General features: G+C 63.0%; 26 protein-coding genes. 11 read left to right on the plus strand and 15 right to left on the minus strand.

Features of this window, described 5'->3' with window-relative positions:
* Nucleotide 1: 1 nt before the first annotated feature.
* The 5 genes from EN850_RS02620 to EN850_RS02640 form a co-directional block, all read right to left on the minus strand.
* Complete coding sequence (locus EN850_RS02620) at nucleotides 2-748, minus strand: aspartate/glutamate racemase family protein (RefSeq protein ID WP_167531239.1); 747 nt, start codon at nucleotides 746-748, stop codon at nucleotides 2-4.
* A 2-nt stretch (nucleotides 749-750) separates the two neighbouring features.
* Nucleotides 751-1,569 carry an ABC transporter permease gene (locus EN850_RS02625; protein WP_136090542.1) on the minus strand — a complete coding sequence of 273 codons (819 nt, stop codon included), beginning with the start codon at nucleotides 1,567-1,569 and terminating at the stop codon, nucleotides 751-753.
* Between the two features lies 1 nt (nucleotide 1,570).
* Complete coding sequence (locus tag EN850_RS02630) at nucleotides 1,571-2,482, minus strand: ABC transporter permease (RefSeq protein ID WP_135932242.1); 912 nt, start codon at nucleotides 2,480-2,482, stop codon at nucleotides 1,571-1,573.
* A gap of 86 nt (nucleotides 2,483-2,568) precedes the next feature.
* Nucleotides 2,569-3,858 carry a PotD/PotF family extracellular solute-binding protein gene (locus EN850_RS02635; RefSeq protein ID WP_127279658.1) on the minus strand — a complete coding sequence of 430 codons (1,290 nt, stop codon included), beginning with the start codon at nucleotides 3,856-3,858 and terminating at the stop codon, nucleotides 2,569-2,571.
* 56 nt (nucleotides 3,859-3,914) lie between these two features.
* A complete protein-coding gene (locus tag EN850_RS02640; RefSeq protein ID WP_136090543.1) occupies nucleotides 3,915-5,000 on the minus strand; it encodes an ABC transporter ATP-binding protein in 1,086 nt (361 codons plus the stop codon).
* Nucleotides 5,001-5,263: 263 nt separating this feature from the next.
* Here EN850_RS02640 and EN850_RS02645 point away from each other — a divergent pair, with 263 nt between their 5' ends.
* The gene (locus EN850_RS02645) at nucleotides 5,264-5,977 is read left to right on the plus strand and encodes a GntR family transcriptional regulator (RefSeq protein WP_136090544.1); all 714 of its coding nucleotides are present in this window, start codon (nucleotides 5,264-5,266) and stop codon (nucleotides 5,975-5,977) included.
* 3 nt (nucleotides 5,978-5,980) lie between these two features.
* Here the strand turns inward: EN850_RS02645 and EN850_RS02650 are convergent, their stop codons facing one another.
* Nucleotides 5,981-7,210 (minus strand): GNAT family N-acetyltransferase, encoded by a 1,230-nt coding sequence (locus tag EN850_RS02650; protein ID WP_136090545.1) that lies wholly within the window; start codon nucleotides 7,208-7,210, stop codon nucleotides 5,981-5,983.
* A gap of 89 nt (nucleotides 7,211-7,299) precedes the next feature.
* Between EN850_RS02650 and EN850_RS02655 the strand changes: the two genes are divergently transcribed.
* The gene (locus EN850_RS02655) at nucleotides 7,300-8,358 is read left to right on the plus strand and encodes a polysaccharide deacetylase family protein (RefSeq protein ID WP_136090546.1); all 1,059 of its coding nucleotides are present in this window, start codon (nucleotides 7,300-7,302) and stop codon (nucleotides 8,356-8,358) included.
* Nucleotides 8,359-8,382: 24 nt separating this feature from the next.
* Here EN850_RS02655 and EN850_RS02660 read toward each other — a convergent pair whose 3' ends face one another.
* Nucleotides 8,383-8,598, minus strand: a complete 216-nt coding sequence (locus tag EN850_RS02660) for a DUF2842 domain-containing protein (protein WP_027143610.1) — start codon at nucleotides 8,596-8,598, stop codon at nucleotides 8,383-8,385.
* 153 nt (nucleotides 8,599-8,751) lie between these two features.
* Here EN850_RS02660 and EN850_RS02665 point away from each other — a divergent pair, with 153 nt between their 5' ends.
* Entirely contained in the window at nucleotides 8,752-9,843 is a 1,092-nt protein-coding gene (locus EN850_RS02665; protein ID WP_136090547.1) for a COX15/CtaA family protein, read from the plus strand.
* 148 nt (nucleotides 9,844-9,991) lie between these two features.
* Here the strand turns inward: EN850_RS02665 and EN850_RS02670 are convergent, their stop codons facing one another.
* Genes EN850_RS02670 through speB form a run of 3 tightly spaced genes read right to left on the minus strand, consistent with a single transcriptional unit; the run spans nucleotide 9,992 to nucleotide 12,795 of the window.
* Nucleotides 9,992-10,834 (minus strand): aminoglycoside phosphotransferase family protein, encoded by an 843-nt coding sequence (locus EN850_RS02670; protein ID WP_136090548.1) that lies wholly within the window; start codon nucleotides 10,832-10,834, stop codon nucleotides 9,992-9,994.
* A complete protein-coding gene (gene argC / locus EN850_RS02675; protein WP_136090549.1) occupies nucleotides 10,831-11,757 on the minus strand; it encodes an N-acetyl-gamma-glutamyl-phosphate reductase in 927 nt (308 codons plus the stop codon). The genes EN850_RS02670 and argC overlap by 4 nt, the downstream gene beginning before the upstream one ends.
* A 30-nt stretch (nucleotides 11,758-11,787) precedes the next feature.
* On the minus strand, nucleotides 11,788-12,795 hold the full coding sequence (gene speB / locus EN850_RS02680; RefSeq protein WP_135928858.1) for an agmatinase: 1,008 nt from the start codon (nucleotides 12,793-12,795) through the stop codon (nucleotides 11,788-11,790).
* 123 nt (nucleotides 12,796-12,918) lie between these two features.
* Here speB and EN850_RS02685 point away from each other — a divergent pair, with 123 nt between their 5' ends.
* Together EN850_RS02685 and EN850_RS02690 are read left to right on the plus strand one after the other, a co-directional pair.
* On the plus strand, nucleotides 12,919-14,127 hold the full coding sequence (locus EN850_RS02685; protein WP_136090550.1) for an acyltransferase: 1,209 nt from the start codon (nucleotides 12,919-12,921) through the stop codon (nucleotides 14,125-14,127).
* A 94-nt stretch (nucleotides 14,128-14,221) separates the two neighbouring features.
* A complete protein-coding gene (locus EN850_RS02690; protein WP_136090551.1) occupies nucleotides 14,222-15,280 on the plus strand; it encodes a glycerophosphodiester phosphodiesterase family protein in 1,059 nt (352 codons plus the stop codon).
* A gap of 145 nt (nucleotides 15,281-15,425) precedes the next feature.
* Here the strand turns inward: EN850_RS02690 and rpsI are convergent, their stop codons facing one another.
* The 4 genes from rpsI to EN850_RS02710 all read right to left on the minus strand — a co-directional run bounded on the left by rpsI (nucleotide 15,426) and on the right by EN850_RS02710 (nucleotide 17,788).
* On the minus strand, nucleotides 15,426-15,908 hold the full coding sequence (rpsI, locus tag EN850_RS02695) for a 30S ribosomal protein S9 (RefSeq protein ID WP_136090552.1): 483 nt from the start codon (nucleotides 15,906-15,908) through the stop codon (nucleotides 15,426-15,428).
* Between the two features lies 1 nt (nucleotide 15,909).
* A complete protein-coding gene (gene rplM, locus EN850_RS02700) occupies nucleotides 15,910-16,374 on the minus strand; it encodes a 50S ribosomal protein L13 (protein ID WP_010915638.1) in 465 nt (154 codons plus the stop codon).
* A gap of 260 nt (nucleotides 16,375-16,634) precedes the next feature.
* The gene (locus EN850_RS02705; protein ID WP_136090553.1) at nucleotides 16,635-17,279 is read right to left on the minus strand and encodes a LysE family translocator; all 645 of its coding nucleotides are present in this window, start codon (nucleotides 17,277-17,279) and stop codon (nucleotides 16,635-16,637) included.
* Between the two features lie 59 nt (nucleotides 17,280-17,338).
* Nucleotides 17,339-17,788, minus strand: a complete 450-nt coding sequence (locus EN850_RS02710) for a PaaI family thioesterase (RefSeq protein WP_135864088.1) — start codon at nucleotides 17,786-17,788, stop codon at nucleotides 17,339-17,341.
* A gap of 153 nt (nucleotides 17,789-17,941) precedes the next feature.
* Between EN850_RS02710 and EN850_RS02715 the strand changes: the two genes are divergently transcribed.
* The 6 genes from EN850_RS02715 (at nucleotide 17,942) to EN850_RS02740 (ending at nucleotide 22,357) form a co-directional block, all read left to right on the plus strand.
* Nucleotides 17,942-18,766, plus strand: coding sequence for an enoyl-CoA hydratase (locus EN850_RS02715; RefSeq protein ID WP_127869601.1), 825 nt, complete (start codon nucleotides 17,942-17,944; stop codon nucleotides 18,764-18,766).
* A 9-nt stretch (nucleotides 18,767-18,775) separates the two neighbouring features.
* Entirely contained in the window at nucleotides 18,776-19,198 is a 423-nt protein-coding gene (locus tag EN850_RS02720) for a VOC family protein (RefSeq protein WP_135918724.1), read from the plus strand.
* Nucleotides 19,199-19,225: 27 nt separating this feature from the next.
* The gene (locus tag EN850_RS02725; RefSeq protein ID WP_136090554.1) at nucleotides 19,226-20,008 is read left to right on the plus strand and encodes an AAA family ATPase; all 783 of its coding nucleotides are present in this window, start codon (nucleotides 19,226-19,228) and stop codon (nucleotides 20,006-20,008) included.
* Entirely contained in the window at nucleotides 20,005-20,526 is a 522-nt protein-coding gene (locus EN850_RS02730) for a CoA-binding protein (protein WP_135932253.1), read from the plus strand. Before EN850_RS02725 ends, EN850_RS02730 begins: the two co-directional genes overlap by 4 nt.
* A gap of 194 nt (nucleotides 20,527-20,720) precedes the next feature.
* Nucleotides 20,721-22,001, plus strand: coding sequence for an O-acetylhomoserine aminocarboxypropyltransferase (locus tag EN850_RS02735; protein ID WP_136090555.1), 1,281 nt, complete (start codon nucleotides 20,721-20,723; stop codon nucleotides 21,999-22,001).
* 5 nt (nucleotides 22,002-22,006) lie between these two features.
* Nucleotides 22,007-22,357 (plus strand): cupin domain-containing protein, encoded by a 351-nt coding sequence (locus tag EN850_RS02740; protein WP_135880075.1) that lies wholly within the window; start codon nucleotides 22,007-22,009, stop codon nucleotides 22,355-22,357.
* On the opposite strand, the gene EN850_RS02745 is transcribed toward EN850_RS02740, so the two are convergent.
* Nucleotides 22,358-23,422: a hypothetical protein gene (locus tag EN850_RS02745; protein WP_135880076.1), complete on the minus strand. Its 1,065-nt coding sequence runs from the start codon at nucleotides 23,420-23,422 to the stop codon at nucleotides 22,358-22,360.
* Nucleotides 23,423-23,435: the final 13 nt, after the last annotated feature.

A 23,435-nucleotide genomic window follows, 5' to 3' on the forward strand; every position in this document is an offset into this window, starting at 1 on the left:
CTTACTCGGCAGCGACTGCTCCTGGAGAGAACGATTTCAGCATACCACGATAGGGTTTGGCGAGCGGGGTCGCATAAGCACCGCGCTTCGATGTCGCGAGGCCAAGAGCCACCAGGGCCTCGGCTTGCTTCAAAGCGGCTCCGACGCCGTCAACGACAGGCAGACCGAACTCGCTCTGCAACCTGTGGGCAAGATCCGCCATGCCGGCGCAGCCAAGCACGATGGCCTCGGCGCGATCCTCCTCCACGGCCCGGGCGATCTCATCGCGCAGCTTGCCAACCGCTCCCGATGCCGGGTCATCGAGTGCCAGCACCGGAATATCGGCGGCTCGCACGCGCGCCCGACCCGACATGCCATAGCGTTGCACCAACCCCTCGACAGGCACACGCGAGCGTTCGGTGGTGGTTACGACAGTGAAACGCTGGGCAATGAAGCAGGCCATGCTGAGGGCTGCCTCGCAAATGCCGATGACGGGAATGGCGGCCATGGCCCTGGCGGCATCAAGCCCGGTATCGTCGAAGCAGGCAATGATCGCGGCCTGCGCCCCGGCACGTTCGCCGGCGGCGATTTCCATTAGCAGGCCGGGCACCGCCAGTGCCTCGTCATAATAACCTTCGATCGAGGCCGGCCCCATGGACGACGTGACGGCGACGATTTCGGTCCAGACACCGGCGACACTGCGCGCGGCGGCCGCGATCGTCTCGGTCATGCTCGCCGTCGTGTTGGGATTTACCACCAGTATCCGCACGATCACGCCCTGGTCCGGCGGCGGCCGACATAGAGGATGGCGCCTAACGTTGCGACGATCACCAGGAAGGAAAACACGGTGGTCACCGTGCCCAGCGCGTAGAGCACCGGCGTGGTGACATTGGTGGTCATGCCGTAGATCTCGAGTGGCAGTGTGTTGAAGGTTCCCGAGGTCATCAGTGTGCGGGCGAACTCATCGTAGGACAGCGTGAAGCCGAACAGGCCGACGCCGATCAGGCTTGGCGCGATCATCGGCAGCACGACATGGGCGAAGGTCTGCCAGGACGAGGCGCCAAGGTCGCGAGCGGCTTCCTCATAGGCAGGCGAGAAGCGGTTGAAGACGGCGAACATGATGAGCACGCCGAACGGCAAGGTCCAGGTCAAATGCGCGCCGAAGGCTGACGTATACCAGGCTGGTCGGAAGCCGATCTGCTGAAAGACGACGCCGATGCCCAGCGAAATGATGATCGAGGGTACCACAAGGCTGGCGACCGCCAGGTAGAACAAAGCGGTGGCGCCGCGAAACTTCTGGCGGAAGGCCAGCCCCGCCAGCAGCGAGACGACGACAGTGACGATCATCACCATGAGGCCGAGAACCAGCGAGCGCTTGAAGCTGCCGCCGAAATCGCCGACCGCCTGACGCTCGAACAGATTGGCGAACCAGTGCAGTGATACGCCGTTGAGTGGAAAGGTGAGGCCGCCGGTCTCGCCCTGGAAGGAGAGAATCAGGATCGCCGACAGCGGGCCGTAGAGGAACAGCACGAACAGCGCGAAGAACACCGCCAGCGCGTAGAATTCAAGAGTGCGTTTTTCGTGGTTCACGTCACAGCTCCCTGCGGATGTCGACGATGCGCAGGATGCCGGCGACCATCAGCAGCACCAGCACCAGCAGCACCACGGCATTGGCGGCGGCGGCCGGATATTGCAGCAGCGACATCTGGTTCTTCATCATCAGCGCGACCGATGCGCTCTGGCCGCCCGACATCACCTGCACGGTGGAGAAATCGGCCATTACCAGGGTGACGACGAAGATGGTGCCGATCGCCATTCCGGGTTTGGCCAGCGGGATGATGACGTTCCACAGCACCTGCCAGCCCGAAGCGCCGGCATCGCGCGCGGCCTCGACCAGCGAACGGTCGATGCGCATCAGCGTGTTGAAGATCGGCGTCACCATGAACAGCGTGTAGAGGTGGACCATGGCCAGCACGACCGCGAATTCCGAATACAGCAGCCATTCGATGGGCTTCGGCACCAGCCCGAGATGCACGAGCGTCGAGTTGATCAGCCCGTTGCGGCCGAGCACTGGTATCCACGAGATCATGCGAATGATGTTCGAGGTCAGGAACGGCACGGTGCAGACCAGGAACAGCACCATCTGCATGGCGGTCGTTCGAATGTGGAAGGCGAGGAAATAAGCGACCCAGAAGCCGATGAACAGGGTCAGCCCCCAGACGATGAATGCGAATTTGATGGTGTTGAGATAGGTTTTCCAGGTGACCCAGGAGCCGAGAACGTCGGAATAATTGGTGGTGAGAAAGTCCGGGTACATTGTGGCGAAGTCGTAGTCCCAGAACGACACGACGACGATCATGATGATGGGCAGCAGCAAGAAAGCGCCGAGGATCAGCGCCAGAGGTGCCGACTGCAGATAGGGCGCGACGGCGCCGATGGAGAACCGGCGTCGTCGGGCTGGTTTCGCGGCGGCGATTGCGGGGCGTTCGAGCGCGACTGTCATCAATGCTCTCGGGTTTGGCGATACGGCCGGGCCGCGTTCCCCTTCTCCAGCCAGGGAGAAGGGGTAGAGGAGGGCGCTTGTTCCCTTTACGCCGCGATGAACTCGTTCCAGCGCTTCACCATGTAGCGATCCTCGTCCATGACCGAGTTCCAGCAGGCGACCTTGCCCATGCGCTCTTCGAAGGAGCCGCCGTCACGCACGGCGCCGGCCTTTTCCATGACGGTGCCGTCGGGCGCCTTGATCTCGCCCTTGGCCGGCTTGCCTTCGATCCAGTAGCCCCACTCGTCCTCGGACATGAACTTCTTGGCCGAGACCATGTTGGCCGAGTAGTAGCCCTGGCGGTTGAGATAGCCGCCGACCCAGCCGGACGTGTACCAGTTGATGTATTCATAGGCGGCGTCGAGCTCGGCGCCCTTGAGATGGGCGGCGAGGCCAAGGCCGCCGCCCCATGAGCGGTAGCCTTCCTTGAGCGGCTGGAAGCGGCAGGGAATGCCCTTGGAGCGCACGGCGGCCACCGCCGGCGACCACATGGATTGGATCACCACCTCGCCCGACGCCATCAGATTGACGCTCTCGTCGAAGGATTTCCAGAAGGCGCGGAACTGGCCGGCTTGCTTGGCCTTGATCAGGAAGTCGATCGTCTTGTCGATCTCGTCCTTGGTCATGTTACCCTTGTCGGCATATTTGATGTTGCCGGTAGCTTCCATGATCATCGCAGCGTCCATGATGCCGATGGACGGGATGTTGAGGATCGCGGTCTTGCCCTTGAAGGCCGGGTCCATGATGTCGGCCCAGGTGGTGATGTCGCGGCCAACGAGGTCGGGGCGGATGCCCAGCGTGTCGGCGTTGTAGATGGTCGGCACCATGGTGAACCAGTTGGTCGGTGCCTTGGCGAAGGTCTTGCTGTCTTGCGCCTCGACGAAGCCGACCGTGTGCGGCGCCGTGCCTTGGGCAATGACGCTGTCGGGCGTCAGCTTGCCGGTTTTGAACAGCGGCACCAGTTCGTCGTAATATTTCAGCTTGCTGACATCCATCGGCTGCAGCACGCCGCTCGGGAACACCTTCTTGCAGATCCAGTATTCGATGTCGGCGATGTCGTAGCTGTCGGGCTGGGTCACGGCGCGCTGGGCGGCGGCATCGGAATCGGTCGCGGTCATCTCCAGCGTGATGCCGAGATCGGCCTTGCACTTGTCGGCGATGGCATTGAGGTTCGACACGCCGGTACCGAACTGGCGTAGCGTGATGTTGGACTGCGCCCAGATGGTCGGAAAGCCTGTGATGACGCCGGAACCGGCGGCGAAGCCGACGGCAGCAGCCCCCGTCTTCAGCAGCGAGCGGCGCGAAATTCCCGTTTTTGTTTCAGTCGTCTTTGTCATGTTCATTCCCCTGTCTTGTTTTGGTTTGGTCATTGAGTGTTGAGTGAAGGCGGTCATCAATTGAGACGGCCAAGAACGACCGCGTCTTGCCGGTCCCAGGCGAGCGGCACGGCGTCGCCGACGGCGGCAGGCTTTGCGAAGAAATCCGAATCGTCGACGATCACCGTGAAGTCGTCGATGCCGGCGCCGTTGACCGACAACTTTACCGAATGGCCGCGATATTCGACGTTGGAAACGATGCCGGTGAAGCCGAGGCCGGGCGCAGGCGCGTCGCCGATGCGCACATGATCGGTGCGGATGGCGATATCGATCGGCGCGCCCGGCTCTCGGCCGTGACCGCAGGCGGCGAGCGAGCCGCCGCCATTGACGTCGAAGACGACCATGCCGTCATGCTCGCCGGTGACCCGGCCGGACATGACATTGTGGTCGCCCATGAAGCGCGCGACGAAGGCCGTGGCCGGCCGTTCGAACACGTCGCGCGGAGGCGCCGCCTGTTCGATACGGCCCTCATTCATCACCACGATCAGGTCCGCCAAGGCCATGGCCTCCTCCTGGCTGTGGGTGACGTGGACGAAGGTGATGCCGAGCGAGGTCTGCAGTTTCTTCAGCTCGGCGCGCATGCGGATCTTCAGGAACGGGTCGAGCGCCGACAGCGGCTCGTCGAGCAGCAGCGCTTCCGGATCGGTGATCAAAGCCCGGGCGAGCGCCACGCGCTGCTGCTGGCCGCCGGAAAGCTGCGCGGGCCGGCGCGTCGCATAGGCCTCCATCTGCATCAGCTTCAGCATGTCGAGCGCCTTGGCACGGCGCTGTTCCTTGTCGACGCCCTTCATCTTTAGGCTGAAAGCGACATTGTCGACGAGATCCAGATGCGGGAACAGTGCATAGGATTGGAACATCATTGCCGTGCCGCGTTTTGCCGGCGGCAGGTCGGTGACAACAATGTTGCCGAGCCGGACGTCGCCTGACGAGATGCTTTCGTGACCGGCGATCATGCGCAGCGTCGAGGTCTTGCCGCAGCCGGAGGGGCCGAGCAGGCAGCAATAGGTGCCCGCCGGTATCTTCAGGCTGATGTCCTCGACGGCGGTCGTCGTTCCATAGACTTTCGAAACGGACACGATGTCGATCTCGGCGGCTTTGGACATTCAGGCTTCCCCGTTTGGCGCATTAACCAAAGCATCATGCGTGCCAATCTGGGGATGTGGGACCAAGCGTTTGAATCGTTTAAAGAAATCAGGCTATTGCCTGCTGCCTATCATCTAGGCTACTTTGTGCATTGCACAAATTATGAGCTATCGCGCGCGATCTGCACAAAAATCGTATGCAATCTTTTTCGACTTCGTGTTCACTTTGCCTCTCGTGCACGGGCGAGGACTCGCGTTAAAAGAGGGCGGGAACCATCATCGCCATGAACATCACCGATCAGATCTATTCCGCCGCCGACAGCGCCAACCAGGATCGCGCCCAGGCGATCCGCGACAGCCTGCGCGACGCCATAGTCGACCGGAGGCTGGCGCCGGGCACCAAGCTGTCGGAAGGCGAGGTCGGCACGCTGTTCGACGTGTCGCGCACCGTCGCTCGCGCGGCGCTGCAGATGCTGTCTTTCGAAGGGCTGGTGCGAACCGAGCGCAATCGAGGCGCCTTCGTTGCCAATCCATCGCCCGAGGAAGCGCGCCAGGTGTTCGCCTCGCGCCGGCTGATCGAGCCGGGCATTGCCACTGCCGCCTGCGAGCGGGTCACATCAGCCGATATTGTCGCCTTCAGGGCGCAACTCGACGAGGAGGGCCGCTTCATCGCCGAGCGCGGTCCGACGGCGCGGCGTTCCGAAATCAAGGCGTCCGGCGATTTCCATCTGTTGCTCGCCTCGGTCGCCGGCAATGCCATCCTGCAGCGCTTCATGGAGGAACTGGTTGCGCGCTCGTCGCTTGTCATTGCGCTTTACGGGCGGTCTGGCGTATCGGCCTGCGGCCACACGGAGCACACGGGTATTGTCGGTGCGCTGGAAAGCCGCGACTCCGGGCTGGTGAGCCGCTTGATGCTGCACCACATCGACCACATCGAGGCTGATCTCGATCTGCGCGTCAGGGCAGGCCCAGCGCTCCGCGAGGCTCTCAATTTCTGAGGTCTAGTGTTCGTCTTCCGTGGGAAGGGGGGGCGTCTGTCCGGCTGCCTTGCGGCGCAGCATCTTGGCTAGCTTCCAGATCGTCGGGCTGTTCTTGACAAAGGCCTTCAGCCGCGCGCCCTGGCGAAGTGCCTGTCCCAGCGCACGGCCCTTGAGCGTCAGCGGAACCAGGATCTCGAAATGCTGCGTTTCGATATCGCACCACAGCCGCTTATAGGGCTCGTCTCCGACGGAGAAATCATAGACCGCGAACCCGCTCTGGCAGGCGTTCTGGATGTTGTCGAAGAACAGGAAGTCGCCCGGGCTGGTGTTGGCGAGTTCATCCTCGGCGATCGCCCCGAACTCGCAGATCAGGCGCCGGCCCGAGCGGCTCGATCCGGTGACGGCGCGCAACTTGCCGGCGACCTCCAGCCCATGCAGCACGAAGCAAGGCTTGTCCTCGGCAAGCGCTTGCGTAAACAGCCCCCGGAAGAAGGCGCGTGTCCGGTCGTCACCGAAGACGTTGGCAATGCCCATCTTGCGGAAGCGCTGTTCCTTCATCTCGAAGAACGCGTCGAGCAGCCTCTCCACCTCGTCGGCGCTGCGCGCCTCGATGCGCCGGTGGCTGCCGACGGCCTCGAACTTGCGCGTCTGCGAACGATGCTTCTTGCGTTTGCGCTTGCCGCTGGCACGCAGCAGCAGCGCATCGAATCCACCGCTGAGGTCGACGGCCAACGAAAGGTTGGGGCTGGCGAAATGATCGAGCGATGCCAGCGGATTGGCGATGCCGTCGAGATCGGGCAGCAATCTTTCCAGCGCGATGAGATCAACATCGGGCCGGGACCCGGCGATCGCCGCGAGCATTGAGCGGATGGCTGTGATGTCGCCGCTCGCCAGCCATTGCGGTTCGGCGGCGGCGAAATTGCCATTGGCGTGGCGGCCGCCCATGAACTGGGCGACCCGCAACGGGCCGCGCTTGACCACCTCCAGCGCCACTGCGAAAGCCGGCCTGCCCTCCAGTTCGAGCGTGGCGATGAGCAGATCGGGCTTGACCTCGGCGGCCCAGGTCAAGACCCATGCCGCACTTTGCGCCGGCGCATAGAGTGCCGAACGACAGAACGCCGCATACGCCGCGAGTCCTTCGGCGGCGGCAACTGAAACCGACAGCCCCGCGGTATGCCCGGGCAGTGCGCGTGATGAAGCCTGGATCGCCGCGAGCCGCTTGCCATCAAATGACGCGGTTGCGTCAACCATACCTCAATCCTTAAGGCGTACTGATCCCGATTTGGGGGGCGCTCGGGCGTATTCCGTGCTTGGATAGCCTAGGCGCAAAAGGTGAATGAATGATCGACGGTGGGGAGGCAATCCGGAAACTGGCGCTCAACGTCGCCCGCTATACCGGCCTCGCACCGCTGGCCAGGCCGTTTGTCGGCGGCATCGGCGCCATCCTGATGCTGCACCGCGTGACGGCGACACCCGAAAAGCCCGACAGCGTCAACCGGCACCTCAACATCGCGCCCAGTTTCCTCGATGCCGTGATCGCCGACATGAGAGCGGACGGCTATGCCTTCGTCTCGATGGACGAAGCCGTGGAGCGCATCAAGGCAGGCGGCAAGGGCGGCCGGTTCGCCACCATCACCGCCGACGATGCCTATCGCGACAACATGACCGAGGCCTTGCCGGTGCTGGAGAAGCATGGCGCGCCGCTCACCATCTATGTCGCTCCAGGGCTGATCGATGGCACCGCCCACCTTTGGTGGGATGTGGTCGAGGATATCGTCAATGCCTGCGATCGCCTGACCCTGACCACACCGAACGGCCCGACCGTGATCGATTGCGCGACCCCCGTCAGGAAACATCAGGCCATCGCCCGCCTGCATGCCTATTTTACCACCGAGGTCGGCGAGGAGGACCTGCGGAGCGTGCTGCGCGATCTGGCCGCTTCGAATGGGGTCGACGCGGACGCCCCACGCCTGCGCACGCTGATGAACTGGGATGAGATCCGTACCGTCGCCGCACATCCGCTGGTGACGATGGGCGCCCATACGGTCAACCACAGCAATCTGAAGCGGCTTTCCGAGGCCGATGCGCGGCGCGAGATCGGCGCCGTCAACGACATGCTGCGAACTGAGCTTGGCGAGGAACCCCGCCATTTCGCCTATCCCTACGGCTACGCCAGCGCCGTCGGTTGCCGCGAAGTGGGCTATGCGCGCGACGCCGGCTATGCTTCCGCCGTGACCACCCGCCACGGCGTGCTGCGCGCCGAACATTCCGGTTTCCTGCATGCCCTGCCGCGCATTTCGGTCAATGGCCGCTACCAGAGCCTGCACCATATCCGCACGATGCTGTCGGGCGTGACGACGCCGCTCGCCAACGCCGGCAAGATGCTCGTCACGATCTGACGGACTGCCCGGTCCGGGCTGGGCTCAGCGCTTGGCCCTCGGCTCCAGCATCAGCCATTTGATGATGCCCATCGCCGGCAGCACCCAGAGCAGACCGCTAAGCAGGAAGAACAGGAATTGCACCAGCGCGCCCGACTCCGACAGGCGGGCGACCGCGAAGATCGACGCGACCAGCGCGTAGATGATGACCAGCGCCAAAAGCAGGAACATTCCGATAAGCTTTTTCAGTCGAATGGGCATGGCTTGGCCTCGTTGATGGCTACCGCTTAGGCCGAACGCGGGACGCGCGCAACCTACCACATCAGGCGCGACGGCGTGCCGCGCTGCGCGGTCTTGCCAGCAGGAGTGCGATGGTTCACCAATCCGCGACATTCAACCTGCCGGGATATAGCCATGGCCGCCATCACCGCCGCCGCGCCCTATCAGGCCCGCGACCGCGACCTGCACAACCGGGTACTCGTGCGCGGCTGGCTGTACGTCGTGCTCCTGGTGCTGTTCGCGCTGGTGCTGGTTGGCGGCGCCACGCGGTTGACCGAATCCGGCCTGTCGATCACCGAATGGCAGCCGATCCATGGCGTCATCCCGCCGCTCAACGACGCCGAGTGGCAGGAGGAATTCCAACGCTACCAGCAGATCCCGCAATACACAGAGCTCAACAAGGGCATGAGCATCGAGGCGTTCAAGTCGATTTTCTGGTGGGAATGGGCGCATCGCCTGCTCGCGCGCAGTGTCGGCCTGGTCTTTGCCTTGCCGCTTCTGGTCTTCTGGGCGACGCGCCGCATCGAGCGCGGCCTTGGACCGAAGCTGGTCGGCATTCTGCTTCTCGGCGGGCTGCAGGGGGCCATCGGCTGGTGGATGGTGGCCTCCGGCCTGGTCGACCGCGTGTCGGTGAGCCAGTACAGGCTCGCCACGCACTTGACGCTGGCGGCCCTGATCTTCACCGCGACCATGGTTGTCGCGCGGGGTCTCGCTCCTCACTCCGAGCCTGCGGCCGATCGCTCGACGCAGAGATTGGCCGGTTTCATCGTGCTTCTGGCGCTGATCCAGATTTATCTCGGCGGTCTGGTGGCCGGTCTCGACGCCGGCATGAGCTACAACACCTGGCCGCTGATGGACGGCAGGATCGTTCCCGGCGATCTGCTCATCCTCGATCCGGCGTGGCGCAACGTCTTCGAGAACCCGAAGACGGTGCAGTTCATCCACCGGCTCGGCGCCTATACGGTCTTCGCCGTCGCGCTCTGGCACATGATCGCCACGCGTCGGCGGCTGCCAGGCTCGACGCATGCGCGACGCGCGACGCTGTTGTTCGTTCTGGTATTGGTGCAAGCTTCGATCGGTATCGGCACGCTGCTGATGCAGGTGCCCCTGCATATGGCGCTGACCCATCAGGCGTTTGCGCTTGTTGTGCTGGGCTTTGCCGCCGCCCATTGGCGCGGCACCAAGGGCGCCTATCCCTTGCCCAACGAGATTGCCGTCGGACGCTGAGTACGGCCGATCACATCCAGAACTCGTTGGACCGCGCCGTCTTCTCGCCGTCGAAATCCGCCTGACGCAATGCGGCGGCGGATGGCGTCGACTACCGGCCTTGGCAGCTTGTCGGCGTCCGCGGCGGTTACCACAGCTGTCCCTGAGGTCAAAAATGCGCCCGCACCGCGCGGATCGCCGCGGCAATAGACAATTCGCGGTTCTCCTCGACCGCATTGTCGTCCTCATGGTGCCAGGCAGCGGACAGGCAACCATAGGCGATGGCATGATCCAGTATCGCTGCGGGTGATTGTCCCAGCGTCCGGGCAAAGACCTCGGCCATATCTGCGATCCGCTCCGGGGCGAGGCAAAGTGCATCGCGGTCGAGCGGGTTGTAGAACATGTTGGCGGCATCGAAACCGGGATCACCGAGCACGCCCTTCGGATCGATCACCAGCCAGCCGCGCGGTCCCCGCAGGATGTTTTCGTGATGCAGATCGCCATGCAGCGGCCTGATGTCATGCGGATTGGCCAGCAACCGGTCAGCGATGGCGCCGGCCTCGACATAGAGGCCGTCATCGCCGATGACGCGATCGGTTGCGGCTTTCTTGAAAAGACTGGCGAACCGCTCCCTGAGTGGCTGAAGTTCGGGCGGGTAGGGGTGATCAGATGGCGAAAGCAATTTCGCCATCACATCCGCCGCGATGGCGGTCGCTGCATTGTCGCCTTGTTCGTCGAGAACCTGCGATAGAAGTGTGTCCCCGCCATATTCGAGCAGCATGGAATGCCCGTCACGGCCGAGAAGCCGCACCGCGCCTTCGCCGCGCCGCCAGGCAAGGAAATGCTCGCCGCGCAACTCGTCGGCAACGTCGTCGAACGGCTTAAGCGCCTTCACGATCGCCGGTGAGCCGTCCTCGCGCCGCACCTTCCAGATGCGGCTCGAGAATGTTTCGGCAATGAGTTCGGGATCGCTGACTTGCCAGCGCGCTGGAAAGGCCGGCGCGTCCGTCACAGGCCGAGCATCAGGTCCATGTTCTGGACGGCCGCGCCCGAGGCGCCCTTGCCGAGATTGTCGTAGACGGCCAGCAGCAGCGCCTGGGCTCTGCTGTCGTTGGCAAAGACATAGACCTTCATGCGGTTGGTGCCGTTGTAGATCTCCGGATCGATGTCCGGCACGCGCTCCAGATGCGCATAGGGCGCCACCTCGACCACACCGCCCTTTATCGCGGCGAAATGGTCCGAAATGGCGGCGTGAAGTTCGGCACCCGTCGGCACGCGGTCGAGGCCACCGAGCTGCAACGGCACCACCGTGATCATGCCTTGCGCGAAATTGCCCACCGCCGGCTGCATGATCGGATCATGCGACAGCTTCGCATAGGCCTTCAATTCCGGCACGTGCTTGTGCTGCAGGGTCAGGCCATAGGGCAGGAACTCCGAGGCGTCCTCGCCCTTGGCGACATAGTCTTCGATCATCGGGCGCCCGCCGCCCGAATAACCCGTAATGCCGTTGACCGCGATCGGGAAATTGGCCGGCAGCAAGCCTGCGGTGACCAGTGGCCTGAGCGTCGCGATCGGTCCCTGCGGCCAGCAGCCGGGATTGGCGACGCGCTTGGCCGTGGCGATCTTCTTCGCCTGCTCCTTGTCCAGTTCGGCGAAGCCATATTCCCAGCCTTCGGCCACGCGATGCGCGGTCGACGCATCGATCACCTTGGTGGTGTCGTTGGTGATCAGCGAGACGCTTTCCCTGGCTGCATCGTCTGGCAAACACAGGATGGCGATATCGGCGGCGTTGAGGAATTCGGCGCGCGCGGCCGTTTCCTTGCGACGCTCGACCGGAATGGAAATGATCTCCAGATCGCCGCGCTCGGCAAGCAGCGCCCGGATCTGGAGGCCGGTGGTGCCGTGCTCGCCGTCGATGAAGATTTTCGGTTTCATTGCCTGATCAAATTCCCTGATATACCAAGACTATATGCCGTTACCGTGGTTGACCGCGGCGCCATTGTGGTTGCCGGTGTTCAGCTCCTCGAGCCGTGCCTTTCGCTCGGCCAGCAGGCCGAGATACTGCATGGCCACCATCGAACCGGCGATCGCCGTTATATCGGCGTGATCATAGGCCGGCGCAACCTCCACGACATCGGCGCCGACGATATCGACCTGGTTGAGCTGACGCAGCGTCGACAGGATCTTCGCCGAGGACGGGCCGCCCGAAACTGGCGTGCCGGTTCCAGGCGCATAGGCCGGATCGAGGCAGTCGATATCGAAGGTCAGATAGGTCTTCTTGCCGCCGGTGCGATCGACGATGGCGTAGGCGATGTCGGAGGCGCGCATCTCCTCGATCTCATGGCCATAGAGAATCTTGATGCCGAACGTGTCGGGCGCATGGGTGCGGATGCCGATCTGGATCGAGCGGTCGGGATCGATGATGCCTTCCTTGACCGCTCGGCCGACGAAGGACCCGTGGTCGATGCGCTTGCCGTCATCGGGCCATGTGTCCTGGTGGGCGTCGAACTGCACCAAGGCCAGCGGTCCGTGGATGGCGGCATGCGCCTTGAGCAGAGGCCAGGTGACGAAATGGTCGCCGCCCAGCGTCAGCAGGAAGGCGCCCGATTTCAGGATCTTGGCCGCTTCGCGCTCGATCGTGCCGGGCGTCTTCTGATGGTTGCCCGAGTCGAGGAGGCAGTCGCCATAATCGACCACGGCGAGGTGCTCGAACAGATCGCGCGAAAACGGGTATTGCGGGTCGTTGTCGAGGATCGCCGAGGCGCGGCGGATCGCCTGCGGCCCGAACCGGGCACCCGGCCGGTTGGTGACGGCGGCGTCGAAGGGAATGCCCCACACCACCGCATCCGCGCCCTTCACGTCCTTGGTGTATTTGCGCCGCATGAAAGACAGCGCGCCCGAATAGGTCGGCTCAAGGGCGCCACCCGTTTTGGAGCGGGCGGTGAAGGCATGGTCGATGTTCTTGGTCGCCATTACGGGTCCTCGTTTTCATCGGGGTGCAACAACTACAGAACCGGCATGGAAGATGCCAGTCACAGCTTGGGGAGACGAAACCGCGCCGCCCGGGCGCCACGGCAAGACAGGATTTGTATCATCATGACGCAGACCGCGTTTCTTAATCCGTCGGATGCCGTGGTGTCGACCCACGCCGGCACGATCGCCGGCGATCGCTTCCAGGTTCTCGATTCGTGGCGCGGCATCTGCGCGTTGCTGGTGGCGCTGTTTCATTTCCCGACCGCATCAGTGATCTCGCAGAGCAGCTTTATCGGTTCGTCCTATCTTTTCGTCGACTTCTTCTTCGTCCTTTCCGGCTTCGTCATCGCCTCCAGCTATGCCAATCGGCTGGGCCGGCTGGAAGAGGTCGCCCGCTTTGCCCTGGTCCGTTTCGGCCGCATCTATCCGCTGCATCTGGTCATGCTTGCCGCCTTTGCCGCCTTCGAATTGTTGCGGCTGATGCTGCCGCAATTGCATGGCACGGGGGCCGCTCCCTTCACCGGCGGCTTCGACCTCAAGAGCCTGGCTGCCAATCTCCTTTTGCTGCAAGGTGTCGGCTTCGAGGATCGGTTGACGTGGAATGCGCCAAGCTGGAGCAGCTCGGCCGAGTTTTTCGCCTATCTCCTGTTTGCCGGCGTGGTCTTCATCGCCGGCGCACGCGCCTGGATATGGTTTGTCGCCGCCGCCGTCACCGCGCCGCTGTTCCTGCTCGGCTTCTCCACGCATCATATGGATGTGTCCTACGATTTCGGCTTCATCCGCTGCCTCTACGGCTTCTCGCTCGGCGCCCTGCTGGCCTGGTTTCAGCATGATTCCATTGCAGGGGCGCGACAGGTCCTGGTCGCAAACGGCCCGGGGGTGAGCTGGACTCTTGCCGAAATCGTCATGGTGGCCGTCATCGTTCTCTTTGTCTCGCTGGCGGGCGACGACGACGCCGGCATAGCCGCGCCCCTGGTGTTCGCCCTGGCGTTGTTTCTGTTCGCCCATGAAGGCGGCTGGATCAGCGCGTTGCTCAGGACACCCTTCATGCTGACGCTCGGCGCGCTGTCCTATTCGATCTACATGGTCCACATCTTCGTCCAGGCGCGCCTGATCAACGTCGCCGGGCTCGTCGAGCGCAAGCTCGGCCCCGGCTTGATTGGCGACATCGTGCTGCGTGGCGGGCCCGCGACAGGCTTTGGGCCCGGCTGGACAGGGACTGTAGCGATCGTCGTCATGCTCGCCGCCACCATCGCCGTGTCGTGGATCACATGGCGCCTGGTCGAAATGCCTGCAATGGCCTGGTTCTGCCGGCTCTCGAAGCGCATCTGAACCACATCGCCTGCCAACCGCTAGCCGGCTTCGTTCACTTGGATGTCACCGAGGTCGCCTATCCCCGGCTCGATCCGGCAAGGAGCGATTCTCGATGCGGACGATCTGGCTGAACCTTCTGCTTTCCACCGCGCTGGCGGCCGCCTCCGGCCAGGCCTTGGCCGGCGAAACACGCGCCAGGCAGATCCTCGACCGCTTCGAACATGCCAACCAGTGGCGCGACCATGTCATGGTGGCCGCGCACAGGGCCGGCAGCATGCAGGCCGGCAAGACGCTCTATGCGGAAAATTCGCTCGCGGCCGTCGAAGGCTCGATCGCGATCGGGGCCGAAATCGTCGAAGTCGACATCAGGCGCTCGAAGGACGGCGAGCTCATCGTCATGCATGACAGCTGGCTCGACCGTACGACGACCTGCAAGGGCGAAGTCATCAACTACACGCTGGCCGAATTGAAGAGATGCCGGCTGGTGATCGAGGGCACCCATGCCGTCACCAACGAGACCGTCTCGACATTGCGCGAAATGCTGATGACGACTAGGGACAGAATCCTCATCAATCTCGACAACAAGCTCGAAGTCGGCGACCTCCCGGGCATGATCGCGGTGGCTCGCGATCTCGGCATGGCCGAGCAGGTCATCGTCAAGGAAAACCTTTGGAACCAGAACAGGATCAGCACGGTGAAAGCCGCCATGGCCGCGGCCGGCGGTGGCTTCCAGTTCATGCCGATCATCGCCGATGACGCCGTGCATGATGCCGGCTTCGCCTCGACGGTCGACCACGCTTTCGCGCCGGGCGCGATCGAGTTGATCAACTGGCGGGCGGGCGCCGAGACGTTGACCGAAACCGGCGGGCCGCTGTTTAGCACGCGTATGCGCGCCGAGGCGGTGAGGGGCGATTGGCATATTTGGGCCGACACCTATGCCATCGTCAACAAGCCGGGCGGCTTCCTCGCCGGCGGCCGCGGCGACGAACTGGCGGTCCAGGCCAGCTCGCCGCGCGAAGCCTGGGGCTTCTGGGCCGATCGCGGCGCCACCATCATCCAGACCGACGAGCCGAAGGCGGCGATCGCCTGGCTGGCGGCGAACGGCTATCGTGTGCCTTATGCCGACGAGAAGCGGCCGGCCGAACCGACGCATACGGCCAGCATCAATTAGGGCTGAAGCTGCCGATCTCCCTCTCGTGACTGTTGCCCGGCAGGTCGGAGGGGCGCCGTCCCACAACCTGTCGATCACTGAAATCTGCGGCCCGAAAAACAAAGGCCGCCCGGAGGCGGCCTTTGATATCGAAAATTCGAAACGCTTAGCGCTTCGAGAACTGGAAGGAGCGACGGGCCTTGGCCTTGCCGTACTTCTTGCGCTCGACGACGCGGCTGTCGCGGGTCAGGAAGCCGCCCTTCTTGAGCACGGCGCGCAGCGCCGGCTCGTAGTAGGTCAGCGCCTTGGAGATGCCGTGACGAACGGCACCGGCCTGGCCGGAGAGGCCGCCACCGACGACGGTGGCGACAATGTCGTACTGGCCCGAACGGTTGGACGCGATGACCGGCTGGTTGAGGATCATCTGCAGGACCGGACGCGCGAAATAGGTCGCGAATTCCTTGTCGTTGACGACGATCTTGCCGGAACCCGGCTTCACCCAGACGCGCGCGATGGCGTTCTTGCGCTTGCCGGTGGCATAGGCGCGGCCCGACTTGTCGAGCTTCTGGACATGGACGGGGGCCGCGGCCTGGGTGTTCGTGTTCCCGGTGGCGGCGCCCAGTTCTGCGAGCGAGGAAAGCTCAGCCATCTTATGCGACCTTCTTGTTCTTGGAATTCAGCTTGGCCACGTCGAGGACTTCTGGCTGCTGGGCGACATGCGGATGCTCCGCGCCTGCATAGACGCGCAGGTTCTTCATCTGGCGACGGCCGAGCGGGCCACGCGGAACCATGCGCTCAACGGCCTTCTCGACGACACGCTCGGGGAAACGGCCCTCGAGCAGCTGGCGCGCGGTGCGCTCCTTGATGCCGCCGGGGTGGCCGGTGTGCCAGTAATAGACCTTGTCGGTGAACTTCTTGCCGGTGAACACCACCTTGTCGGCATTGATGACGATGACATTGTCGCCGTCGTCGACATGCGGGGTGAAGGTCGGCTTGTGCTTGCCGCGAAGATGATTGGCGATGACAGTGGCAAGACGGCCGACGACGAGACCCTCGGCGTCGATCAGGATCCACTTCTTCACCACATCCGCAGGCTTCTGCGAAAAGGTTGTCATGTTTTCTGCTCTCGGTTTTGACCTTCACGGGGAAGGCGTTTCTTGTTGCTTGGATTGGCGAAAGACGCTTGTCATCAGCCAATAACAAAACGGCGGCCTTTGTGGGCCGCTGCTTCGTGAGGGCTTATAGGCGAGGGCGGTGGGTGCGTCAAGTATCGGTGGTGATTGAAGATCCGGAAAAACCTTTTAATTTCAAAGAGTAGATGAAACGGTATTATTTTACCTCACTAGCACGCTCGATTTGATAGCTTATATCCCGCTCACCGCCGCCCGCTCACGGCGGCAAGGAGGAGCCTGATGCCGATGGCGACCATCAGGGCTCCGCTCAGCCTTTGCTGCCAAATAAGGAGCGAGCTTCGGCGCGCCAGCCAGTCGCCGATCGCGCCGGAGGTCAGCGCGACAGCGCCGAGAACGACCATTCCCGTCATCTTCATGGTCGCGCCGAGAACGATGAACTGAAGCGCAGGTGACCCGGCCGACGGGTGAACGAATTGCGGCAGAACCGCAAGCATGAAAGCGAGCGTCGTCGGGTTGGTGAGGTTGCAGACCAAGCCCTGCCGGAAAGCGGCCGGTATGCTGCTCTTGGTGGCAAAGACGCCGCCATCTTCGCCCTGCCGGCGCGCCAACAGGAATTTGATACCGATGGCGATCAGATAGACCGCGCCGACGACCTGAAGGATGCAGTAGAGAGATGGCGAGGACGTGACTAGCGAGGCCAGTCCCATTGCGAGCAACGGAATCTGGACGACGCCGGCCGATACACATCCCGCCGCAGTCGACAGGGCATGGCGCCAGCCTTGCCCCACGCCGCGGCTGATCACCAGCATCATGTCGGGACCGACGCCCGAAAGTTGATAGGTGAGCACGGCAGCGAGGAACGCAAGGTAGGTTGTCACGTCGGGCATGCGGCAGAACGATCTAGTCGGCCGGGCGTTCCACGCAAAGCACGAACCGGCCTGGCAGCTTATCCCCGCTTCGGCGGGATCGAATAGGTGCCTGTCGCATGCGCCACTGTCTGTCCATCGGGGCCGGCGACGATGTCGATATCGAACACCATCAGGCTCTTTCCTAGCTTCAGGATGCGGCAATGCCCGTCGATCGGCCCGGCCTCCGCCTTGCGCACGAAGTTGATGTTGAGGTTGGTGGTGACCGAGAGCGCATCCGGCCCTGCATGGCTGAGCACGCAGACATAACCGCCAATATCGGCCAGCGTGAACAGCGCGGGGCCGGACACCGTGCCGCCGGGGCGCAAATGCCGCTCGCCGGCATTGAGCCGCACGATACAGCCGCCGGGAAACACGTCGATCGCCTCATAGGCGGCGGAACTCTCATTGAGTTGCGGAAAGACGCTCTCCATCAACACGTTGATCTGCACTGCGGTCAGCACCGGCTTGAGATTGGTCTGGGCGGGCATGTCGGTCTCTCGTTCTGCGCATGCTTGTATGGGCGCAGCCGGGCGTTTCTGGCAACATATACATCGCCCTGGCGCAAGCGATGGGTGTTGGACGAAACCCGAACCGATATTAGATACTCTGCCAACACGATCGGAGTCGCGGAGACCTTAGCCATGGCCGAAATCCTTGCCATCAAGCCTGCTGCCGCCGAAGAGGGCCCGGTCACGACAAGGCTGGACAAGGGCGTGCTGCGCCTGACGCTTGCCAATCCGCCCGCCAACGCCTTGTCGCTGGCGGTCATGGCGGCGCTGACGGCGGAACTCGACCGCGCCAGGGCCGACAAGGCCGTTCGTGTCATCGTACTCTCGGCGGCCGGCAAGGTGTTCTGCGCCGGCCATGACCTCAAGGAAATGACCGCGCGGCGCGCCGACGCCGATCGCGGCAAGGCCTTCTTCGAAGAGACCTTTGCCGCTTGCGCCACGCTGATGCAGACGATCGTGCGCCACCCCCTGCCTGTCATCGCCGAGGTGGATGGCCTGGCGACAGCCGCCGGCCTGCAACTGGTCGCGAGCTGCGACCTGGCCATCGCCTCGCATGAGGCGACCTTCTGCACGCCGGGCGTCAACATCGGCCTGTTCTGTTCGACGCCGATGGTGGCGCTGTCGCGCAACGTCTCGCGCAAGCAGGCGATGGAGATGCTGTTGACCGGTGAGACGATCGATGCGGCAACGGCCAAGGAATTCGGCCTCGTCAACCGCGTCGTGCCGCGTGAGTACCTGAATCAGATTGTCACCAAATACGCGCAAACCATTGCGTCCAAATCGTCCTTGGTCGTGAAGACCGGCAAGGAAGCCTTTTACGCGCAGGCCGAAATGGGGCTGGCGGATGCCTATGCCTATACCGGCCGCGTCATGGTCGAGAACATGCTGGCGCGGGACGCGGAAGAGGGCATCGGCGCCTTCATCGGCAAGCGCAAGCCGGAATGGACGGACGAATAGGACGGGAGCATGGAACCGCGCATCTCCATCATCACCATCGCCACCGACGATCTCGATCGCGCGGTGCGTTTCTACGAGGCGATGGGCCTGAAACGTCATGCCGGGATCACCGATGGTGTCGCCTTCTTCCAGATGGGCGGCGCCATCCTCGGCCTGTTCCCGCGCGCCAGCGCCGAGGAGGATTCCGGCGTCGCCTTCACCGGGGCGCCGTCCGCCGTCTATCTCGCCTACAACACCCGCTCTGATGCCGAGGTCGACGAAGTGCTCGCCATGGCAGAAAAAGCCGGCGGCCGCATCATCAAGCCGGCTGGCCGCGCTTTCTGGGGCGGCTGGTACGGCTATTTTGCCGACGCCGACGGCCATGTCTGGGAAGTGGCGCACAATCCGGCCTTTCCAATCGCGGAAGACGGCACGATTTCGCTGCCCGAATGATGCAGCCCCGGCGATGCTGACCAAGTGATGGCCCACCGCAAGCAGCTGACGCGGCTGAAGGCACCCTATCTCAAACGCATCCTGCTCGACCCCGAGCGCGTGAACGATTGGGAAAAATACCCGTGGAACCTGCCGCTGTTTCGCGGCCACGCCTTCGAACTCGAATTCACCACGCCGATCACCATCATCGTTGGCGAGAACGGCACCGGCAAATCCACCTTGCTCGAGGCGATCGGGGCGCTGGCCGGTTACGACGAGGCCGGCGGCGGCAAGGGTTACCGGCCGGTCGACCATTCCAGCGCCATCGACAAGAGTGGCGCCGCGCTGGCGAACACGTTCCGTGGCCATTGGCTGCCGAAGGTCACCGCCGGCTGGTTCTTCCGCGCCGAATCCTTCTATTCCGTCGCCCGCTATCTCGATCAGGCGGCGCTGGAAGACCCGTTCGGGCCGCCTCCGCCTGACTTTCTCTCCTGGTCGCATGGCGAGGGGTTTATCCGTTTCTTCGAGGAACGCTGCCGCAGGCAAGGCATCTACATACTCGACGAGCCTGAAAGCGCGCTGTCGCCTTCGCGCCAGATCGAACTGCTCAAGATGCTGCGGCGCATGGACCAGTCGGGCACCGCGCAAGTGATCATGGCGACGCACTCGCCGCTGCTGATGGCCTGTCCCGGCGCGCGGCTGTTCCGCATCAGCAGGTTCGGGCTTGAGCCCGCCGACTTTCGCGATACGGACCACTTCCGCATGCTGCGCGATTTCAGCAATGACCCGGATGGTTTTTTCGCTGAGGCGTTGTATGAGGACGAGGCATGAATCACGATAGCTACGACAACACCTATATCGGCGGCATCCTCAATTCGGTGAAGACCATCGCCATGGTCGGCGCGTCCGCCAATGACGTCAGACCGAGCTATTTCGTGTTGAAATACTTGCTGGCCAAGGGGTTTTCGGTGTTCCCGATCAATCCTGGCCAGGCCGGCAAGGAAATCCTCGGCCGAATGACCTATGCCAGGCTGGCCGACATTCCAGAGCCGATCGACATGGTCGACATCTTTCGCGCGCCATCGGCTGTGCCGGGCATTGTGGAAGAGGTCTTGCAACTCGATCCGTTGCCCAAAGTCGTCTGGATGCAGCTTGGCGTGCGTCATGACGAGGCGGCCGCACGCGCGGAGGCAGCCGGAATCAAGGTGGTGATGAACCGCTGCCCCAAGATCGAATATGGCAAGCTCTCCGGCGAGATCGGCTGGACCGGTGTCAATTCCGGCGTGCTGTCGTCGAAGAAGCCGCTGATGCGCCAGGGCTTCCAGAGTTTTGGCGTCCGCCAGAAGTGAGGTGATCCGGGATCGCTTTTTGGCAAGAGATTCCAGTCCACTGCCGGCGCGCAAAATTTTTCCGGAAAGCGATTGAGTTTCCCGCGCGTTCATCGCGGATCGCACGCCGAAAGGTGTTTTCTTCTTTGCATTCCAGGCCGCGCTTCGCCAAGAATGCCCGGCGAATTTTGAGAAGGTTCTTGAGGGAGGTTTCAGTGACCCGTACGCCCGGTTTCAACACGCTCGCCGTCCATGCCGGCGCCAAGCCCGATCCGGCCACCGGCGCGCGCGCCACGCCGATCTACCAGACAACTTCCTTTGTCTTCGATGATGCCGACCACGCCGCTTCGCTGTTCGGGCTGAAAGCTTTCGGCAACATCTACACCCGCATCATGAACCCGACCCAGGCAGTGCTCGAAGAGCGTGTCGCGGCTCTCGAGGGCGGCACGGCTGCGCTTGCGGTTGCCTCCGGCCACGCCGCGCAGGTTATCGTCTTCCATAATCTGATGCAGCCGGGCGACAATTTCGTCGCCGCCAACAAGCTTTACGGCGGTTCGATCAACCAGTTCGGCCATGCCTTCAAGAATTATGGCTGGGAGGTGCGCTGGGCCGACACCAATGATCTCTCGACCTTCGAGAACCAGATCGACGACAGGACCAAGGCGATCTTCATCGAGAGCCTGGCCAATCCGGGCGGCACCTTCGTCGATATCGAGAAGATCGGCGACATCGCCCGCAAGCACGGCCTGCCATTGATCGTCGACAATACGCTGGCTTCGCCCTACCTCATCCGCCCGATCGAGCACGGCGCGGATATCGTCGTCCATTCGCTGACCAAGTTCATCGGCGGGCACGGCAATTCGATCGGTGGCGTCATTGTCGACGGCGGCACTTTCGACTGGTCGAAATCGGGCAAGTACCCGATGCTGTCGGAACCGCGCCCCGAATATGGCGGCCTCGTACTGCACGAGACCTTCGGCAATTTCGCTTTCGCCATCGCCGCCCGCGTGCTCGGCCTGCGCGACCTTGGCCCGGCAATCTCGCCGTTCAACGCCTTCCTCATCCTGACCGGCCTCGAAACCTTGCCGCTGCGCATGCAGCGCCACTGCGACAACGCGATCACGGTCGCCGGCTGGCTGTCCAACCATCCCAAGGTCGCCTGGGTGAATTATCCCGGTCTGCCTGGCGACAAGAACAACGCGCTGCAGAAGAAATATTCGCCGCTGGGCTCCGGCGCGGTGTTCACCTTCGGCCTCAAGGGCGGCTATGAGGCGGGCATCAAATTCGTCGAGGCGCTCGAACTCTTCTCGCATCTGGCCAATGTCGGCGACACCAAGTCGTTGGTCATCCACCCGGCATCGACCACGCACCGCCAGCTTTCCGACGAGCAGAAGGTCAAGGCCGGCGCTGGCCCGGACACGGTGCGGCTCTCCATCGGCATCGAGGATGTCACCGACATCGTCGCCGACCTCGAACAGGCACTCGCCAAGGTTTGATTGCCATGGCCGAGCCAAAATTCCTTGCCGTCGGCATCGATACTGTCGATGCCGAACACGGCGCGCCGGCGGCTGATCGCCTGATCTCGGGCGACCCGAAATTCCGCACCTGGAATGTCGAGGAGCGCGACGGCGGCCTCTATGCCGGCATATGGGAATCGACCCCCGGCAAATGGCGCATCGTCTATGACGAGTGGGAGTTCTGTCACATTCTCTCAGGCGTCTCGGTGATCGCGGAAGAGGGCGGCGAAGCGCGCACCGTGAAAGCCGGCGACAGCTTCGTGTTGAGGCCGGGCTTCAGGGGAAGCTGGGACGTGCTCGAAACGACTCGCAAGGAGTATGTGATCAAGCTTTGATCATCTCGCCGGGAACTGGGCGAGGCACGCGTCGGAGGCCTTGTCGTGGGCGGCCAGCAATTCGCTGTCCTGCGCATCGATATCCGCGTCCGATATCTCATCGCGATAATATTGCGTCAGGAGATCCATCCCTGTTTGCGTGACGCCTTGCGTCGGCAGCTCGCGGGCGAGGCAGCCGCACAGGCCAAGCGCACGGTCCGGCGAACCGGTCTTGCGGTTGGTCAGGATGAAATCCTGCACCGGACAGGCGTCGAGGAAGGCATCGAAGTCAAGTCTCTGTTGCTGCTGGTCGCCATGGTTGAAATAGGCCGGCTGCCACTGGCTTTTGCCGCTGGCGACGTCGCAGCCGGTGCCGGCATCCTCCGCATCCTTGACCAGCGCCTGCCACGGCTTCTCCCTGTCACCGGTCGGATAGACAAAGCTTTCGCCGAAAGAGGCCGCGTAGGTGTCGAGATCGGCCTGTGCAAGGCCGATCGTCTCGAACCGGTTGAACTGGCACTGGCATTCGCTGGTCACCCGTTCAGCCTCACCCTCTTCGGGCTGTTCGCTCGATTTGTTTTTCCGGCAGGCCGCGATAAAGGCAGTGCCGTCGAGCGAAGAAGCGGGAAATGTCGAGCTGTCGGCATAGCGCTCATCGTTCCAACTGGCCAGCGTCTGGTTGAGCTGCAGGTCGATAAAGCCTTTGCGCTTGAAGGCGCCGAGCCCGACCTTGGCCGGGTCCGTCAGCCTGGCGCCCGGAATGTCGCCCAGCACTTCGCGATAGCCGTCGCCCTCCAGCACGAACAGGAACAGCCCGCACTTGACCCCGTCGCAGGCAGGATCCTGCACATAGACATAGATCTCGGAAAATCCGTCGAGGTTGAAATCGACCTCATAGGCGCCGAACCTCTCCGCCGGCACTTTCGCGCCAATCTGGCGTTCGAGCAGCACGCTCGCCAGCTTCCTGGCGATGGCGTCACTGTTTTGCTGCGGGATATTCTCCGTCTGCTGGGCCACGGCGCCAGCCATGCAGCCGAGCAGAATCGTCACGGCGAGCGCGATCGCGCCTCTCGAAAACAATCTCATAGCAAGCCCCAGC

Source organism: Mesorhizobium sp. M8A.F.Ca.ET.207.01.1.1, from assembly GCF_004794715.1.
Classification (GTDB): domain Bacteria; phylum Pseudomonadota; class Alphaproteobacteria; order Rhizobiales; family Rhizobiaceae; genus Mesorhizobium.

Coding starts and splice junctions, on each gene's coding strand:
- EN850_RS02630 (WP_135932242.1), bottom strand. CDS start 2,482: ATGACAGTCGCGCTCGAACGCCCCGCAATCGCCGCCGCGAAACCAGCC.
- EN850_RS02635 (WP_127279658.1), bottom strand. CDS start 3,858: ATGACAAAGACGACTGAAACAAAAACGGGAATTTCGCGCCGCTCGCTG.
- EN850_RS02640 (WP_136090543.1), bottom strand. CDS start 5,000: ATGTCCAAAGCCGCCGAGATCGACATCGTGTCCGTTTCGAAAGTCTAT.
- EN850_RS02645 (WP_136090544.1), top strand. CDS start 5,264: ATGAACATCACCGATCAGATCTATTCCGCCGCCGACAGCGCCAACCAG.
- EN850_RS02650 (WP_136090545.1), bottom strand. CDS start 7,210: ATGGTTGACGCAACCGCGTCATTTGATGGCAAGCGGCTCGCGGCGATC.
- EN850_RS02655 (WP_136090546.1), top strand. CDS start 7,300: ATGATCGACGGTGGGGAGGCAATCCGGAAACTGGCGCTCAACGTCGCC.
- EN850_RS02660 (WP_027143610.1), bottom strand. CDS start 8,598: ATGCCCATTCGACTGAAAAAGCTTATCGGAATGTTCCTGCTTTTGGCG.
- EN850_RS02665 (WP_136090547.1), top strand. CDS start 8,752: ATGGCCGCCATCACCGCCGCCGCGCCCTATCAGGCCCGCGACCGCGAC.
- argC (WP_136090549.1), bottom strand. CDS start 11,757: ATGAAACCGAAAATCTTCATCGACGGCGAGCACGGCACCACCGGCCTC.
- speB (WP_135928858.1), bottom strand. CDS start 12,795: ATGGCGACCAAGAACATCGACCATGCCTTCACCGCCCGCTCCAAAACG.
- EN850_RS02685 (WP_136090550.1), top strand. CDS start 12,919: ATGACGCAGACCGCGTTTCTTAATCCGTCGGATGCCGTGGTGTCGACC.
- EN850_RS02690 (WP_136090551.1), top strand. CDS start 14,222: ATGCGGACGATCTGGCTGAACCTTCTGCTTTCCACCGCGCTGGCGGCC.
- rpsI (WP_136090552.1), bottom strand. CDS start 15,908: ATGGCTGAGCTTTCCTCGCTCGCAGAACTGGGCGCCGCCACCGGGAAC.
- rplM (WP_010915638.1), bottom strand. CDS start 16,374: ATGACAACCTTTTCGCAGAAGCCTGCGGATGTGGTGAAGAAGTGGATC.
- EN850_RS02705 (WP_136090553.1), bottom strand. CDS start 17,279: ATGCCCGACGTGACAACCTACCTTGCGTTCCTCGCTGCCGTGCTCACC.
- EN850_RS02710 (WP_135864088.1), bottom strand. CDS start 17,788: ATGCCCGCCCAGACCAATCTCAAGCCGGTGCTGACCGCAGTGCAGATC.
- EN850_RS02715 (WP_127869601.1), top strand. CDS start 17,942: ATGGCCGAAATCCTTGCCATCAAGCCTGCTGCCGCCGAAGAGGGCCCG.
- EN850_RS02720 (WP_135918724.1), top strand. CDS start 18,776: ATGGAACCGCGCATCTCCATCATCACCATCGCCACCGACGATCTCGAT.
- EN850_RS02725 (WP_136090554.1), top strand. CDS start 19,226: ATGGCCCACCGCAAGCAGCTGACGCGGCTGAAGGCACCCTATCTCAAA.
- EN850_RS02730 (WP_135932253.1), top strand. CDS start 20,005: ATGAATCACGATAGCTACGACAACACCTATATCGGCGGCATCCTCAAT.
- EN850_RS02740 (WP_135880075.1), top strand. CDS start 22,007: ATGGCCGAGCCAAAATTCCTTGCCGTCGGCATCGATACTGTCGATGCC.
- EN850_RS02745 (WP_135880076.1), bottom strand. CDS start 23,422: ATGAGATTGTTTTCGAGAGGCGCGATCGCGCTCGCCGTGACGATTCTG.